Origin of the sequence: Sabulibacter ruber (genome assembly GCF_017355955.1) — a bacterium.
In the GTDB taxonomy this organism is placed as follows: Bacteria; Bacteroidota; Bacteroidia; order Cytophagales; family Hymenobacteraceae; genus Nibribacter; species Nibribacter ruber_A.
Window position 1 is genome coordinate 2,196,809 of record NZ_JAFFID010000001.1, and the last position, 14,887, is coordinate 2,211,695.

Here is a 14,887-nt window from a genome sequence, read left to right on the forward strand (position 1 = left end):
TTTTAGTAAAGGTGAAAACCTAAAGGAACAAGCTACCTTCCATATAAGGCCTGTTTCTATGAAAACGGCTTAGAAACGCAGGCTGATCTGGGCCATGTAGTTGCGAGGCGCCTGCGGGAAGTAGTAGTTGTAATGATAGCGGGTGTTATCGCCTACGTAGTACTCAGAGAAGGTAAAGCCGTTGGCCTCGTACTCTTCATTGAACACGTTGTTCACCAGTAAGCCCAGTTCCACTTCCTTCATCCAGTTCACAGGTCTGAAACGGTAAAATACCCGCACGTCTCCTACCTCATACGGCTTCAGGCGGCGCTCCTGGCTGGCAGAATTGTCAAGGAACTGCTCACTCACCGTTCTGTACTGGAATTGGAACCGCAGCCCAGATACCGGCTGCACCTCTATCTGGTGCGAAGTTACCACGCTGGGCGAGTAAGAAATAGTAGTCTCCCCGTAGGTGGTGCGCAATTCTTCTACCGGGTTGTAGTCCTCGTCAAAGCGATACAGCGTCTCCCCGAAGTTCTTGATGCGGTTGCGGCTCAGGGACAGGTTGGAGGTGAAGCGGGCTAACTCGCCCAGTCCTATCCCGGCGGCCAGTTCCACCCCGGTTCTGTAGCTTTCAGGGATATTGGTTCTGAGCGGGGTACCTACGTTGTTCACCTGGCCGGTAAGCACCAGTTGATCTTTGTAATCCATGTAGAAGTAGGTGAGGTCGGCGGTGAGGCGCAACGGCAGGCCGTTCAGTTCGCCTAAAGGCTGATGTAGGCGGTAACCGGCTTCCCAGTCTACCATGCGTTCGGCTTTGGCCTTATCCCCTACCGGACGGTCAGTGAAGTCTGAGCGGGTAGGCTCGCGGTGCCCTACCGCTACGGAAGCGTACAGCTGATGCGCCTCTGAGAGGGTAAAGGTAGCGCCGGCTTTCGGGTTGAAGAACTCGTAATTGGCGCGGGCCGTCACGTCGCGGTGGTCATCGTCGGTGCCATTGATTTTGTAGTTCACGGTGCGGTACTGCAGGTCCCCGAAGAAGCTCAACTGCTCGGTGGCCTGCCAGGTGGCTTTGCCGTACAGGTTGAAATCGGCTTTGCGGGCATTGCCGTCATAATAGCGGTGACCGGGCCTGATGGTGGGCGCATATTGTGCCCAGATTACTTCCCCGAAGTGATCGCCGGTGTAGCGGTTCCAGCCTCCACCCACTACCGCCGAAAGCTTGCCGGCGCCGCGGTACTGCAACGCAAATGTGGTGCCGTAGAAGTGATTGTCCAGCCATTTCTGGCGCACCAGATCGGTTTCCTCCACGGCGGTACCTCCTACCGTTACCGGCGGAATATTGTAGGCTTCCAAACTTTCCCCCGCCTTGTAGTTCTCATAAAACCCGAAACCACGGGTGTAATGCAGCGCCGCGTTCAGAGACAGCAGCGAGTTGAACTCGTGCCCATAATGCAGTTGGTAGTGGTACTGCTGGTAATCGTCTACTTCATTCTCATAGGGAGTGTCATCGCCCATCTCCGTTCCGGAGGAGTTGTAGCGACGGTTGGTTTTCAAAGTCTCCTCATCCACGCCGTTCCAGGCCTGATAGGTTTTCTCATGGCCCCCAAACACCACCACTTTGAGCAGGTCTTTGGCCCCGTAATACCCACCCGACAGGTAAAACGATTTCAGGTTAGAACTGGCGCGCTCAATGTAGCCATCTGAGGTAATGCGGGACAAACGGCCGTCTACGGCAAACTTGCCGCCCAGCAAGCCGGTGCCAAACTGCACGTTGTTTTTCCAGGTGTTGTAAGAACCGTAGGCATTGTCGGTGCGGGCGTAGGCCTCGGGGCTGGCGTCCTGGGTTTGCAGGTTCAGGCTGGCACCGAAGGCTCCTGGTCCGTTAGACGAAGTTCCCACCCCGCGCTGGATCTGCACATCCTGCAGGGAAGAAGCGAAATCTGGCATGTTCACGAAGAAAACGCCGTGACTCTCGGCATCATTCACCGGAATTCCGTTCACGGTTACGTTGATGCGGGTGATGTCTGAGCCCCTGATGCGCATGCTGGTGTAGCCCACGCCGGCGCCGGCGTCTGAGTTAGTTACCAGAGAAGGCGTGTTCTCCAGCAGATAGGGCAAATCCTGACCAAAATTGCGGCTCTCCAGTTCCTGCTTGCTCACGTTGGTGTAGGTGGTTCCGGTTTTCTCGTTGGCGCGGGTGGCGGTAACCAATACTTCCTTGGTGGCTACGCTGGTGCGGGTAAGCGGAATGTCCTGGCTTGCGGAAGTAGGCACGGTCACGGTTCGGGAGCCTGAGGCGTAGCCCAAATACGATACTTGAACGGTGTACTCGCCGGCCGGCAGGTTGGGGAAGGTATAATGCCCGGTGGCATCTGTGAGGGTGGAGCGGTTACCAGGCGTGATAGAAACGGTACTACTGATAAGCGGATTCTGCGTGGCGGCATCTATGACGCGACCAGACAGCGTGTTCTGCGCCATGGCCAACCACGGCAGCAGGAAGCCCCAAAGCAGGGCCAAAACTCTTTTCATTTGAAAGAAATAGATAAAGTAAAACAAACAGAAGCCACCAGGGGCCAGTGCTCCCACATGTTTTGTTTCCCTTGTTTTTCCCTTCGCCGGCACTACCCGGATCAGGTTCAATGGGTATGATCTCAGCCCGTTATATTAAGGCACCCCTAAAACTGAAGCAAAGCTACGCCCCCTATTTTTAGAAACCAACTCCCCCAGAAAGCTTCTGATATTTTTTTGCCCTATCGGTCAACATACCAAGGCTGCCATACGTTGAACAGGAAAGAGACGCCCGCGAGGCTGTGGATGTGATGTGAGACTTTAAATTCATCAATTGTTATGATGATCGTATACTCTTTGGCCATGTTTGCCTTGATAGCCTTTCTTGCGCTGGCCCCGCGTAAAAGACTAAGCGTACCCCCTCAAGACGACAATGACGATGACGGAGGCGAACCACTCAACGACGGTTTGCCCGATCTGGATCTTCCACCAGGCATTTGCCTGCCTATTAATGACTGGGAACCTGATTACAACCAACCACGGGTGAAAACCTCCCCTTTGGCGTAATTGGGTGTAATTGCGTGAAGCAAAAACCCGGAAGCATGGCATTAGAGAGCCAAGCTTCCGGGTTTTCTTATTTAATCCTATCTGAACTACTGAAGGTTCTTTTTTATCCACTCCAGAATTTGGTGCCGGGTTGCCACAGAAATCCAATGTTCATTGACAGGGGTAATCAGGGCTTCTTTTTTGCTTTTCAAGGTATTGTACACAATGTAGCTGGTGATGGGCGGACAAACATCATCATTATAGCCCCAGGTCCTAAACACCGGCCCCTTCATCAGCTTCGCTATTGCAAGTAAGTACCTGCCAGACTCTTTTTAGCATAAGATACCCGTACTATTAGTTAAAAGTGTTTACCTGCCTTTAGGCGTTGCTGGGAACAGCCATGGTTCATTTGGTTTCTACCACAATGACTCCGTTTTCCCCCAAAGAGCCGTAAATTGAATGCTGTGAATTGTCTTTACTGAGGATCTGCAGGCTGCTCACATCTGCCGTTTCATATTTGTTGAGATCCTTCAAAAAGGCACGCTGATGGTTAATAATCACTATAGGATACTTCTGGTGGCTGGTCTCGGGGGTAATTTTCAGTTCTTTCCTGGCGCGCTTCTCTAACGTCTTGTACAGGGTTGACCGGCGGGCATTCTCAGGCAGGAATTTGTCTATGCGGAGCCCTGTCATTCCCCAAGGGTAATTGCCTGGTTCAAGAGATTCAAGAAAGTTGGAAGTATGCCCGCTCAGGTCTAAGAAGTTGTTGGTAAGGGCCATCATTTTAACCACATCCTGGGCACCCTCGTTTTTAGACGAAGAAGAACTCCAGGGAGACCAATAGCTATAAAGACGGTAATGCTCAGGGGTAGCAACTTCAATGGTGACGTAACTGCCGTCAATTCCGTGCCTGGAGCTACCAGGAGAAACCAGTATCTTGTTTGCCACAAGGGAATCTAACAACCTACCAGAAATCTCGTGACCAAACTCTGTTTTCCGGGTAATTGGTGCTGGATGGTTTATCCAGTTTGTTAGAGTTGTTTGAAGAGAGCCCTTACCTTGATTTTTGATTTCGATAATGGAATTGGAATGCCAGATTCTCACCGCCAGGGAGTCTTTTGCTGAGGTAAGATCACCCAGGTTAAATTTTGCCCTACTTTCCGGAAGACTCTTGAAAAACAGGGAGTCCCCTTTTAGTCTGCGGTAGTTCAATAGTTTTCTGGCCGTTTGCAGTAAAACTCATTAAAACCAGCAGCACCAGGGGGATAATTCTATTCATAAAATCTGCAATAAAGTATTCAGTAGTGTAATCAATGGCTAAGGATTGGGCTTTAAAGCAAATATGAGAACTCTTAAGTGGATTGAACCTTTGTGTACTTGGGTCTAACTTTTCCTGGTTATATTCTCTGATTGAACCACACTCTTTTCGGATAGACGCAACATTTATGTGTAAGCGACTGCCAAGACAATTGGCCTATGCCTGCCGTTTAGGTGTTGTTATACTTGGTTCTTTCTTGCTTTATCATTCTGCTAAACTGTTCAATGATCAAGATTCCTAGTAAGATTACAGGTACTTTGTAGCCGCTTACCCAAAAGTGATAGGCCAAAGCGCCTGTAAAGATCGGGATCATGTAACTTGCAAACTTAAATGCCATTTTTATCCAGAACCTACCAGAAGGTGGGATAACTTTTCCCAGGGACAGAAATATACCTCCTATTGCTAGGCTTGCCATCAAAACCAGAAGAAAAAAGATGGCTATTCCGAGTAGAAAGAGAATTATTACTCTTTCAGAACCTTCTTCTTTAAAGACATTCACAAAGAACTGAACAGAGGAAGCTAAGAGAGTCAAAAGCACTAATGGCTTTACACATTTTCTCCAGATAATTTCTAAGAACTCTTTTCTACTCATATTCTTTTAATGTAATTAGAATTAGGTACAACGGCCCCGCTAATGCGGCATCAAAATTAGTCGCTAAGGTGCTGTTTACACCATGTATGGCCAATGCAGTTTTTCATTCTTTTGCTCTTAGTCTGATTTTGTCTAATCCAATGTTTGTACACAATACGGAGAGCAACGTGAAGAATCCTATTCCTCCGTGGTTATGGTAGATTGCAAGTTCCCCAGCATTTGTCTTAGCAGTAATGTTGTCACTTGTGCCTATCCCCAAAAAAAGAGGGTTTCCTTTTATAAATAACTTAGTATTTGCTTTGAAGGCCTTTCCTCTGAATTTTCCTTTCACCCTTTCTGCCAAGGTGTCGCCCTGCTGATTCCATAGGTTTACCAGAAGCACCTTTTTATTCATCTGCTTGACTCTAAACAGCAAGTCTGAACTTGGGCTATTATTAAGAGAATCAACTATTTTCTGATTGAATAGGTATGCGATGATATTACTATTGTTGATAAAACTGTAAACCGGAACATTCTGGTTTCCTTCAATAAATACCCTTACAAATGCATCACTTTCTTCTTTGGGAATCTTTATGCTAGAATAGCTGAAACTGCACTTGTAAAAAGGGCAAACAATGAAGCCTTTCTTAAAGCATTAGATGCCATTATACTTCTTTTATTTGTTTACCATTTCACCAAATAGCCTCATGTATTTTGTTGTGAGAGGTTATGTATTTTTTCTTTAATAAAGCTTATCCTCTCTTGATCTACTGCATTCCTCTTTCTCAATACCGATAAGTAATACTTAGCTTTTTCAAAATTCCCATACTCCAAAAATATGTCAATTATTTCTTCTACTTCTGTAGTGTCGGTATTTTCGATATTAGTAATCAGTTCTGTGAGCCTTTTACTTTTTACTTTTGGTTCCCTTATCTTTCTTCTACATGAGGCGCAGTTTTTTGGATATGACCAGACAATGAATTTTAGGTCTTCGTACCAGAACTTCTTTTCTTCCTTAGAGAACTCAAAGGAGCATTTACAGGTCTGGCATTCTAGTATTTCATCATTATGAGTGAAGAAGGGGTATGTGATTCCGTTCCAATTCTGCTCCTCTGCCTTGCCTACAACAACCCTCTTACTTTTAATACAATCATCACAGGCCCACTTAAGATGACCTTGCCTTGCTTCCTCCACAACTGAAATCATGTAGGAAGATTTGAATTGTTCATTCCATTTGAGTAGATAGGTCAACTCAGTTAATTTCCTTATTTGGTTGCAGTTGGGGCATCTATAGCTATCATATAGGTATTCTTCTTTCATCATACTAATCACGCGAAATGGCCTCATACATGCGACGAACACCCTTGGCCGAAAAAGCTGTTTATCCTATGTTGGATAGAACTACATTTAATTTTTTGCACCTTTTGATCTTACTGCGAATTGCTCCAAGCGCTGTTTCGATTCAGATGAAAGCTTTTCGGCTTTAATATAGCGGATTCCCTCAAACTCAACCTCTGGTTTATTCAAGTCTATTGTTACCGTCTTAAGTGAAGTGGTACTTTTACTATTACTGTTTACTACACTGTAACTCATATCCAAGTTATAGCTAAGCATTAACTCACCTTTATTACTTTCTTTCCAGATACCACTATACCCCTTAAAGATTTCAATGTGCTGATAAATAGTGTCATTTGCCAATGTCCCATTAGTGGAGATCATCAGAAATCGCCCGTTCGGGTGGAAGATAATGGCATTGACTGTTGAGGCCTCAACCAATGCGTCAATCTCTGGAACTTCCTTGGAAGGGTTCTTCCAATCAATGTCTTTATTGACCCAGTAACTCCCTTCCTTGATTACTTGGCCAAAGCAGAGACTAACAAGAAGAATTAGTGGAGCAAAAATCGACAAACGTTTCTTCATTTTCGAGGTTTTATGCCATCTAACGTTTCTTATAAACGATGCCCTAAGCCCCCGGCCAATGCTGACGTATATACAAAGCTTACCGCGGTATTTTTCTATACTACTGCTTTCCCTCTTTCTAAAACCTTATTTATTCTAGGCTGCAGAACCCAGATTCCTATTGACAGAAAAAGGATAAGGATGAAGTCACTGAAGTAGTCCCCAAGGCTTGCCTCCTTTCTTGTCTCCACTGACTTCAATACTTTAACGGGAAAAGCTTGGTAGTAGAGAAAGGCAAAAAATACATAGAAGAAAGGAAGAGCAGCAAGACCAGTCAGGGTCATTCCCTGTCCGTCGGATAAAATCATTAATGTTACATAACCGCCAATCCACGTAAAGAAATTTATCTGGAAGAAAGTATTGTTAACCTCAACCTTCTTAGGTAAAAAGTCCTGCAGGAAGTTTCCTATTACAAACGGGTAAATGAAATAAATCAGAAAACCAATCAGGTTTAATACCATTGTGGTTGCAGGGTTGTTTTCGATTGTGAAGTTTGACAGAGCCATCCCGATAAGCAGGAGGATGAAAATTTGCCAATTCTTTGCCTTTAATAGTATTGTCATTTTATCTGATTTTTGATATTGACCGCCAACTGTCTCATGTAAACAGCGTGCGATTTCATTGGCCGTGGCTTAGTGTATACACCATGCCACCACTAGCTATTTCTATAAATTATTAGGCAGTAAGTTTTAAATAACTATATAGTCGTTTAGCAAAGCCGGCCAGATTATTCTCCTCTTCAAATCTGTACTCGTTATCTGCATATTGAACTGAGACAGTGTAAATATACCCTGCCTTTGCTTTATCTGAATAAACAACTAAGTCAAATCTGCTTTGATTTAATCCCTTTGATTTCCTATAAAACCGAGTGTTAAGTAGATAAGCTTCTTCTCCTTGTGCTAGTGTAATCTTCTCTTGTCCGTCAATAAACTGTTCAGGAAATTCTCTATCAGGTTTACTTCTGTAACCATTTAAGCATTTATCCTTACAGTCTTCCAGATTTCTTCCATCTTGCTTCACAAAAAAAATTGTAATCATTACAGGAGAACCATTCATTATTGCTGGGAGGGCCTGTCCGCTAGCTTCTATGAGTTGTTCTGGACCTTGTCCACCAGTAGGAATATACCTCCATTTGGATGGGAATTTAATTTCATAATTCTCAGTCGAGACAGTTTTTAAGTTGTCCCATATGGATTGGTCAACTTGTCCATAAGCTGAAATAGTTAAAAACGCTAAAATGACAGTAATGAGTTTATTCATCTTTTTGTATTAAGTTATTGGTGCCGGTTAGTATAAGCGGCGGCGGCGGAGACCGTCTGCCGAAGCAGGCCATATGCACAATGTTAGCACCTGTACTTTTAGTTTACATAGCCAGATATTTCCAACCTAGTCTTAGCTCCTACTTTCTCAACTGTCCAGCCATGGTAGGTATGGTCGGTAATTGAGGTGTCGGTGTCTATGATAGTATACCACTTAAAGTCTTTCCTACTTGGCTCTTCCAACTTGTAGAGCTTGTTATCTATGCTATACACATACTTTATATCGAAGCCTTGTGAGAAAAAACTCTTTGCCAGCCACTTCGCCTTTTTAACTAGAAAGTCCGTGTTGGTGAACTTTGCCGAGTCCGTGATGTAGGTTGCGGTGAAGGTAAAATGGTTGCAGCCGCCAATATGTAAGAGTAGGCTGTCAGTGCTGTTAAGTTTCACTTGCGCCACAGCAGTTTGCTTGTCCCAAAAGAAAGGAATGTTCTTGTCGTATTTTCTAAGTGCCTCTGTTGTGAACTTATAAGTGCTTGTGTCGAACACGCAGTCACCTTCGGGGGCTAATTCCTTTCCGAAGTCCGTAGCTAAAGCGGTATCTTTTTCAACAATAGATGCTGTAGGCAATACTTTTTCATAGTTCGTTAAAGTCGGCTCTTTTGCCTTTGAACAGCCTAAAGCGCACCAGCAAATAAGTAAAAGTGTTATTTGTTTCATTGTATTGGTGCTTACGGGTTCGTGTATACCTTGTGCGAGGCTATCAGCCGAAGCATTGGGTATAAACTGTGTTAGGCTCAAGCTATATTATCTTCTTCATCTTCTTCAGGAGAGTCGTCAAAGCTTCCTTCTATTCTTGTTTCACAGGTTTCGAATCCTAAAATCCCTTGTTCTAAATATTTATCAAGTTGGTCAAACACAGCTTGGTAATCTCCTTCAGGTTTCATATCAAGAGCTATATAAATATTGGTAGCCCGTTCATAAGTAACACTAAGACTTTCCATAGAGTCCAAAATAGCTTCTTGTTGGTCTCTTTCTATATGTTTCTTGAAAAAGACCCGAAAGGTCCTGTGACCACTTGGCGTTATAAGTTCTCTAATTTCAGGTATGTAATCTTCGGAATCAGGTGTTGCACGAACAATATCTTGAAAGTTAAGCCCATAAGCATAAAAAGGGACATTCTCGATTTTATATAAGTCATTCCCCAGTGGCTCAGCCCAAAGTGACTCGCCTCCGCCCCCCAGTGGTTCGGCAAATCAATATGTATTTTTACTAATCCTTCTTCGTTCATCTGAAATTAAGTCTAACGGCTAGTGTAAGCGGCGGCGGAGGCCGTCGGCTGAGGGTGCCGTTTACACCTTGTGGGTGACGTTATTGTTCTAACCAGTTGATAAACCGTTCTACCTTAGGCCCTGTGGTAATCATTTTGTTTTGTTTATAGTCAAAGAAGGGCTCGAATTGCCAATCTTCGCTTCCAATGAATCCTACTCTTGAATGAAATTCTAAAAAGCTCCACAAATTTTCACCTAGTACTTTTCCATGCATATCGTCCCCTTCATGGGAGAAATAAACAACTTCAGAAGGATTATAGCCTACCACTATCAAATCACCATTAGGGACTTCCATCAAGGGAACCTTATTATTGAGTATATCAGCTTCTAGTTTAAGTGTTTCTTCATCTAAATCACTTGTACCTAGCCATGTCTTTGCCCAATGCACATAATTTTCAATATACTGCTCCTTAAGTCGGTCTAAGTTCCAGTAGATTTCCCCAGAAAATATTCCCCTGAACTCATCAGGCTCCTCTTCGTCAAATTGATACCTAAATTCAAAGTTCCTTGAGCACTCGGTGAAAAGCTGTTTATAGTCCTTTGGCAATTCAATTCCAAGTTCTTTTTCAATAGAAGACACTTCATCTATTGATGCGGGTTCTTTATAGATTAACTCCTGGTGAATATCCCAGCCTTTCCTATCTATGATGCCCTTTATCCACTCAACCTTGTCTAGAATTTGCTGAAAAATTTTATTTTGATGCATTTTGTATTTTATTAATGACACCTAACGGTTTCGTATAAAAGACGGCGAGGCCGTCGGCCGAAGCATGGCTTATGCACAATGTTAGCAATAGGAGTTTTTATTCTAGTACAAGCGATATATCAAACTTACCTAGCTGCTTAGAAAAATCAGCTAAAAAAGAAGGCTTGAGCCATACTGTATCTTTCGTGTCTTGTCGAATGATTTGCATTTCTATGATATTGCTAAATATTTCGCGTCGATAAGATTTTTCTTGGAAGGTGAAGTTAGGCAAGTTGCTTCCGCTTGAAGCCGCTGAATTGGGATTGATTATCATCTTATAATATTCTAGCCCGTCCCGATTTTCTTTTAAGTATGTACCGCCAGAACTGTCCTTTGTCAGTTTACTATCTTCCGCTTTCCAATCTTTTTTAAGCTTATAGAATTCAATGGTGTCCTTTATTGCAAAATCATAATCACTTCTTTGAGTTGGCATTAGTGAGAAAGTGATTATGATTTTATCTTGAGTATTATTGATTATGTAGAAACTGGATAGCCATGAACAGCCACTAAGACTGAAAACCAAAATCGAATAAATGAATAGTAAACTTTTCTTCATTCTCTTATTGCTAACTACTGAATATATGGAACTACTCCGCTTATTGGCATTATATCTTCACCCACAACCTACTGATTACAACCAAAAATAACTAAAGCCCGGAATGAAATAACCTGACACACCTTATATGATTACAGAATAGTCTCCTGAAAGTAGCAATTCCATTCTCCCAAGGCAACTTCCCGGTTCCTGCCAGGTTGGTTAAACCAGCCTCTTACCGCGCATAAAATCTAAGGCAACTCCAACCTTATTCTAAGCCACATCAGCATAGGGCATAAAAAAAGCCAGTGTCTTTGAACACTGGCCTTCCCAAAGCTTCTTACTCTTTTATTTTTTAGCTACGGCTTCTTCTCTGGCTACCAGTTCCAGGTTCAGTTCTACATCGTCCATGATGGCTTTATCGCCTAGGTTTTCAAAGAAATTGCCAGACCGGAACTTGATGTCCCATTTGGTACGGTCAAATTTGAGGGTGGCTTTAGCAGTAGCCACTCCCTTTTTCACGTGCACTGTGGCCGGGAAAGAAACCTGGTTTGTGATGCCTTTGATGGTAAGGTCGCCGGTTACAATGTAATTGGCAGTACCCGCCTTGGCGTTTTGTCTGGGGGCAAGGTTTGTGATGGCAAACCTGGCGCTGGGGTTTTTCTCTACAGAGAAGAAATCATCTGATTTCAGGTGATCTACCAGTCTTTTGTTGGAACCACCCTCCAGGTCATTGCAGGTGATGGTAGACATGTCCATGATAAACGTACCGCCGCGCAGTGCTCCTCTCTCAAACAGCATGGTACCATTGGCCAGTTTTATGTTGCCGTTATGCTCACCGGTTACTTTGCGGCCAATCCAGGAGATTTTGCTTTCCTCCGTATTCACCTTAAAGGTTTGCATGGCAACCGCAGCCGTAGTACCGGCAGCCTTCTCAGGGGTACCAGGCGTAACCATTTGAAAGGCAGAAACCCCAACAGCGGCCGCTACCAACACAGAGAGTAACATTTTTTTCATGGGATAAACTCGTTAGAGGGTTTGTATAAGCAATTGTAAGATAGACAAATAATTATGATTAGCCTCTGATTTTGTCAAGAAGATTGCTCAGCTGCTCGGCCTCTTCCTCAGACAGATGCTGTATGCCAAACTGACCGCCGCTGGTCACTGAATCCATTTCCTGCAGCAGGTTCAATCCTTTGTCAGTGATAAGAATGTCTACGGTGCGTCTGTCTGTGGGGCATTGTTTGCGGGTTACCAGTTCTTTGGCTTCCAGCTTGTCTACAATGCGGGAGGCGTTGGAGGTTTTATCCAGCATGCGCTCAATGAGCAGGTTCACCGTGGCGGGCTTGGGGTACTGCCCTCTTAAAATGCGCAGCAGGTTGTACTGCGGCAATGTTACGCCAAAAGGCTTAAACAAAGCAGATTGCTTCTGTTGCAGCCAGTTAGATGTGAAAACCACGTTAATGAATGCCTTCTGAAAAGCATCCTTAAACGAACTCTGCTTTATCTCTTCTTCAATTCTCATGGTCTGCGCTCCAAAGTTTGGGGGATAGTCAAATATATGTAGCTACCCAAAAATCAACAAGATAGCCACAATATTTATGCGGTTTACCGCAAAGATACAACTAACATCCGGCTTGTTCTGTGCGTATTGCCCCTGAAACTATCCCATAAACCAAATGACAGACTTCTTTCTGGTTTCCTGGTCTGAGTTATTCTCCAGCCCCGAGAACATGATCCGGTACGGCGGCCTTACGCTTATCCTGATTGTGGTTTTCGTGGAAACCGGCTTGCTCATTGGCCTGGTCATTCCTGGGGGAGACTCGCTGCTGCTTACCACGGGGCTTCTGGCCGGGGCCGATGTCCTCACCATTCCTTTGGCGGGTCTGTTGGCCAGCATGACGGCCGCCGGCATTGCGGGAGATTTGCTGGGCTACAGCATAGGCAAAAAGATGGGGAAAAAGCTCTACAAAAAGCAGGACACCTGGTATTTCAAACGCAAGCACCTGGAGCGCGCCCAGAAATTCTATAAAGAGAAAGGCAAACTGGCCATTGTCATGGGCAAATTTGTGCCGGTGGTGCGCACGTTCAACCCCCTTTTGGCCGGCGTAACGGGCATGTCTCTTGGGCGGTTCCTGATCTTGAGCTCTATTGGAACTGCCCTCTGGATCTGCTCGCTTGTACTGGCCAGCTACTACCTGGGCCGCCAGTTTCCGCAACTGAAAGAGTACCTGCACTACGCCATTCCGGTGATTATCTTCTTATCGGTTCTGCCCGGCATCATTCAGTATTTTAAAGAACGAAACAAAACCGCCAATGCCTGAGGCGCGGCAAAGCCCATTGATTTCAGCCCCTTTTCAGGAAACCAACGTAAAAACAACCAATACAAGTAAACCATATGCTACAACGCTTCATTCTGGCCAGTGCTCTTCTTCTGGGAGCAGTTCTGGCTCCTCTTTGCTCGCAGGCCCAGACCGCTACCATCAACAAAAGTGAAAGAGGCCGCACCACCACTACCAGCGTCACGCCCCTGCGCCAGGGAATCATCATGCGCAACGGGAAACCCATGGAAGTGCAGGGCAAAGGCTATGCGCCGCTAACCCAGGCCAGAACGTTCCCCAACGGCTCCACCCTGCAACCCAACGGCACACTTACGGTGGCGGGCGGCGAGGTCATCCAACTGAACGAAGGTGACCGTCTGGACCTGAAAGGCAATTTGTCCCGCTCTCCGGTGGAGGTGCACCGCAGCACCACCGTTTCCGGAGACACCACCGGTATTGGCAAATACCTGACGCAGGCCAACCAAATGAACGACAGACTGAGGCTGTTGCAAGAGAAACAGCGCGTGCTGCAACTCAAAAACGAGCTTCTGCAGAAAACCGTGCAAAAGAAACCCACCGATGCAGAGCTTAAAAAGCTGGATGCAGACCTGGCCAGGCTGGAGAAACAGTTGGCCGCCCAGGAGCAGAAAAAGCAATAACCCCTCAAGCAGCCACTGACTTTCTCTTGACGATATAAAACAGAAATCCCGCTGAGTTGCTCCTCAGCGGGATTTCTGTTTTAAGGCTATTTTAGAGAAATCAGGTCTGAAACGATGGGGTTGATTAAGGCTGCTCCACCGGATACAACCTACCGGCTTCCTCTTTGACTAGTTTAAACGGCTCGTCTTTTACCACCAGCATTCCGTCCAGGTCCAGCAGGTCTACGCCATGGGAAAGCTGGATAGCTGACCAGATGCCCATAGAGGTTTCCATCATGCACCCAATCATGGTCTTCAAACCCAGGGAGCGGGTCTTCTGCAGAATAGCCAGGCCATTCAGGTACCCCCCGGCTTTCATAAGCTTCATGTTTACCCCATGAAACTGCTGCTGGAGCAGGTCCCAGTCGGCGTGGTCAGTGACCGACTCATCCGCGAAGAGGTCATAGGGCGAACGTTTCTTGAGGTACAGGTACTCTTCCTGCAGCCCCGAAGGCATGGGTTGCTCAATCATGATGATGGGCAGTTTCTTGAGGCCCTCAAAGAAGCGCATGAGGGAATCAGGGTCTTGCCAGGCTTCGTTGGCGTCTACGATCAGGCGCTGCGGGGCGGCTTTGGCTACCTGGGTCATCATGTCCAGGCCGCTTTCCTGGTTTACCTTCACCTTGAGGTACTCAAACCTGTGCAGTCCGTGCTCCTGGGTAAAGGCGGCAATCTTTCCGGGGTCCATGATGGGGTACGAATACGCCGTGGGCGCCGAGGCCACCGGTTCTACGCCCAGAAACTCCGGTACAGTCTGCTTGTTCTTGCGGCACAGGAAGTGGATAAACGCCGATTCAATGGCAAACCGAAGCGCCGGCAATACCGGGTGCTGGCTCAGCAAAGAACTCAGTTCCTCCACTGATGAAATCTGGTCCAACCCGCTGGCCTGTAACGCCTGAAACTGCTCTTGCAGCAACGCAGGGGTTTCGCCGTAGCGCACGTTGGGCGCGGCTTCTCCCCGGCCCTGAGCCTGGCCGTCTCCTACGGTTACAAAAAGGTTGGTTTTCACATCAGAAGCGTTGCGCGAGATTTTCCAGGTGTAGCGCAGGGTGAGGTCACGGGCCTCCAGGTTCCAAAGTAGCATAATGATTGAGGGGTTTGCGGGGCCAAGTGTAGT

The 14,887-nt window shown here is 45.9% G+C and carries 19 protein-coding genes and 1 riboswitch; of the genes, 3 read left to right on the forward strand and 16 right to left on the reverse strand.

Features of this window, described 5'->3' with window-relative positions; genetic code table 11:
* Nucleotides 1-69 precede the first annotated feature (69 nt).
* Nucleotides 70-2,511: a TonB-dependent receptor gene (locus JT719_RS08935; RefSeq protein WP_207432564.1), complete on the reverse strand. Its 2,442-nt coding sequence runs from the start codon at nt 2,509-2,511 to the stop codon at nt 70-72.
* A gap of 61 nt (nt 2,512-2,572) precedes the next feature.
* A riboswitch (TPP riboswitch) is annotated at nt 2,573-2,669 on the reverse strand.
* Between the two features lie 160 nt (nt 2,670-2,829).
* On the opposite strand from JT719_RS08935, the gene JT719_RS08940 reads away from it, so the two are divergent.
* The gene (locus JT719_RS08940; protein WP_242693112.1) at nt 2,830-3,057 is read left to right on the forward strand and encodes a hypothetical protein; all 228 of its coding nucleotides are present in this window, start codon (nt 2,830-2,832) and stop codon (nt 3,055-3,057) included.
* A gap of 86 nt (nt 3,058-3,143) precedes the next feature.
* Here JT719_RS08940 and JT719_RS08945 read toward each other — a convergent pair whose 3' ends face one another.
* From JT719_RS08945 to JT719_RS09010, 14 genes are all read right to left on the reverse strand, one after another.
* Nucleotides 3,144-3,329, reverse strand: a complete 186-nt coding sequence (locus tag JT719_RS08945) for an acetylxylan esterase (protein ID WP_207432566.1) — start codon at nt 3,327-3,329, stop codon at nt 3,144-3,146.
* 112 nt (nt 3,330-3,441) lie between these two features.
* A complete protein-coding gene (locus tag JT719_RS08950; RefSeq protein WP_207432568.1) occupies nt 3,442-3,984 on the reverse strand; it encodes a hypothetical protein in 543 nt (180 codons plus the stop codon).
* 539 nt (nt 3,985-4,523) lie between these two features.
* A complete protein-coding gene (locus tag JT719_RS08955; RefSeq protein WP_207432570.1) occupies nt 4,524-4,946 on the reverse strand; it encodes a hypothetical protein in 423 nt (140 codons plus the stop codon).
* 103 nt (nt 4,947-5,049) lie between these two features.
* Nucleotides 5,050-5,340, reverse strand: a complete 291-nt coding sequence (locus JT719_RS08960; protein WP_207432572.1) for a hypothetical protein — start codon at nt 5,338-5,340, stop codon at nt 5,050-5,052.
* Between the two features lie 290 nt (nt 5,341-5,630).
* The gene (locus JT719_RS08965) at nt 5,631-6,248 is read right to left on the reverse strand and encodes a zinc-ribbon domain containing protein (protein ID WP_207432574.1); all 618 of its coding nucleotides are present in this window, start codon (nt 6,246-6,248) and stop codon (nt 5,631-5,633) included.
* 84 nt (nt 6,249-6,332) lie between these two features.
* The gene (locus tag JT719_RS08970) at nt 6,333-6,845 is read right to left on the reverse strand and encodes a hypothetical protein (protein WP_207432576.1); all 513 of its coding nucleotides are present in this window, start codon (nt 6,843-6,845) and stop codon (nt 6,333-6,335) included.
* A gap of 95 nt (nt 6,846-6,940) precedes the next feature.
* Nucleotides 6,941-7,447, reverse strand: a complete 507-nt coding sequence (locus JT719_RS08975; protein ID WP_207432578.1) for a hypothetical protein — start codon at nt 7,445-7,447, stop codon at nt 6,941-6,943.
* 112 nt (nt 7,448-7,559) lie between these two features.
* Nucleotides 7,560-8,144 (reverse strand): hypothetical protein, encoded by a 585-nt coding sequence (locus JT719_RS08980; protein WP_207432580.1) that lies wholly within the window; start codon nt 8,142-8,144, stop codon nt 7,560-7,562.
* 98 nt (nt 8,145-8,242) lie between these two features.
* Nucleotides 8,243-8,860, reverse strand: a complete 618-nt coding sequence (locus tag JT719_RS08985; RefSeq protein WP_207432582.1) for a hypothetical protein — start codon at nt 8,858-8,860, stop codon at nt 8,243-8,245.
* A 77-nt stretch (nt 8,861-8,937) separates the two neighbouring features.
* Nucleotides 8,938-9,384, reverse strand: a complete 447-nt coding sequence (locus JT719_RS08990; protein ID WP_207433333.1) for a DUF4265 domain-containing protein — start codon at nt 9,382-9,384, stop codon at nt 8,938-8,940.
* A 127-nt stretch (nt 9,385-9,511) separates the two neighbouring features.
* Nucleotides 9,512-10,177, reverse strand: a complete 666-nt coding sequence (locus JT719_RS08995; protein ID WP_207432584.1) for an SMI1/KNR4 family protein — start codon at nt 10,175-10,177, stop codon at nt 9,512-9,514.
* A 97-nt stretch (nt 10,178-10,274) separates the two neighbouring features.
* A complete protein-coding gene (locus JT719_RS09000) occupies nt 10,275-10,772 on the reverse strand; it encodes a putative periplasmic lipoprotein (RefSeq protein ID WP_207432586.1) in 498 nt (165 codons plus the stop codon).
* Nucleotides 10,773-11,099: 327 nt separating this feature from the next.
* Nucleotides 11,100-11,768 carry a YceI family protein gene (locus JT719_RS09005; RefSeq protein ID WP_207432588.1) on the reverse strand — a complete coding sequence of 223 codons (669 nt, stop codon included), beginning with the start codon at nt 11,766-11,768 and terminating at the stop codon, nt 11,100-11,102.
* 58 nt (nt 11,769-11,826) lie between these two features.
* Nucleotides 11,827-12,276: a MarR family winged helix-turn-helix transcriptional regulator gene (locus JT719_RS09010; RefSeq protein WP_207432590.1), complete on the reverse strand. Its 450-nt coding sequence runs from the start codon at nt 12,274-12,276 to the stop codon at nt 11,827-11,829.
* Between the two features lie 154 nt (nt 12,277-12,430).
* On the opposite strand from JT719_RS09010, the gene JT719_RS09015 reads away from it, so the two are divergent.
* The gene (locus JT719_RS09015; protein WP_207432592.1) at nt 12,431-13,075 is read left to right on the forward strand and encodes a DedA family protein; all 645 of its coding nucleotides are present in this window, start codon (nt 12,431-12,433) and stop codon (nt 13,073-13,075) included.
* 74 nt (nt 13,076-13,149) lie between these two features.
* The gene (locus JT719_RS09020) at nt 13,150-13,731 is read left to right on the forward strand and encodes a DUF6799 domain-containing protein (protein WP_207432594.1); all 582 of its coding nucleotides are present in this window, start codon (nt 13,150-13,152) and stop codon (nt 13,729-13,731) included.
* A 124-nt stretch (nt 13,732-13,855) separates the two neighbouring features.
* On the opposite strand, the gene JT719_RS09025 is transcribed toward JT719_RS09020, so the two are convergent.
* Nucleotides 13,856-14,854: a dipeptide epimerase gene (locus JT719_RS09025; RefSeq protein WP_207432597.1), complete on the reverse strand. Its 999-nt coding sequence runs from the start codon at nt 14,852-14,854 to the stop codon at nt 13,856-13,858.
* Between the last annotated feature and the right edge of the window lie 33 nt (nt 14,855-14,887).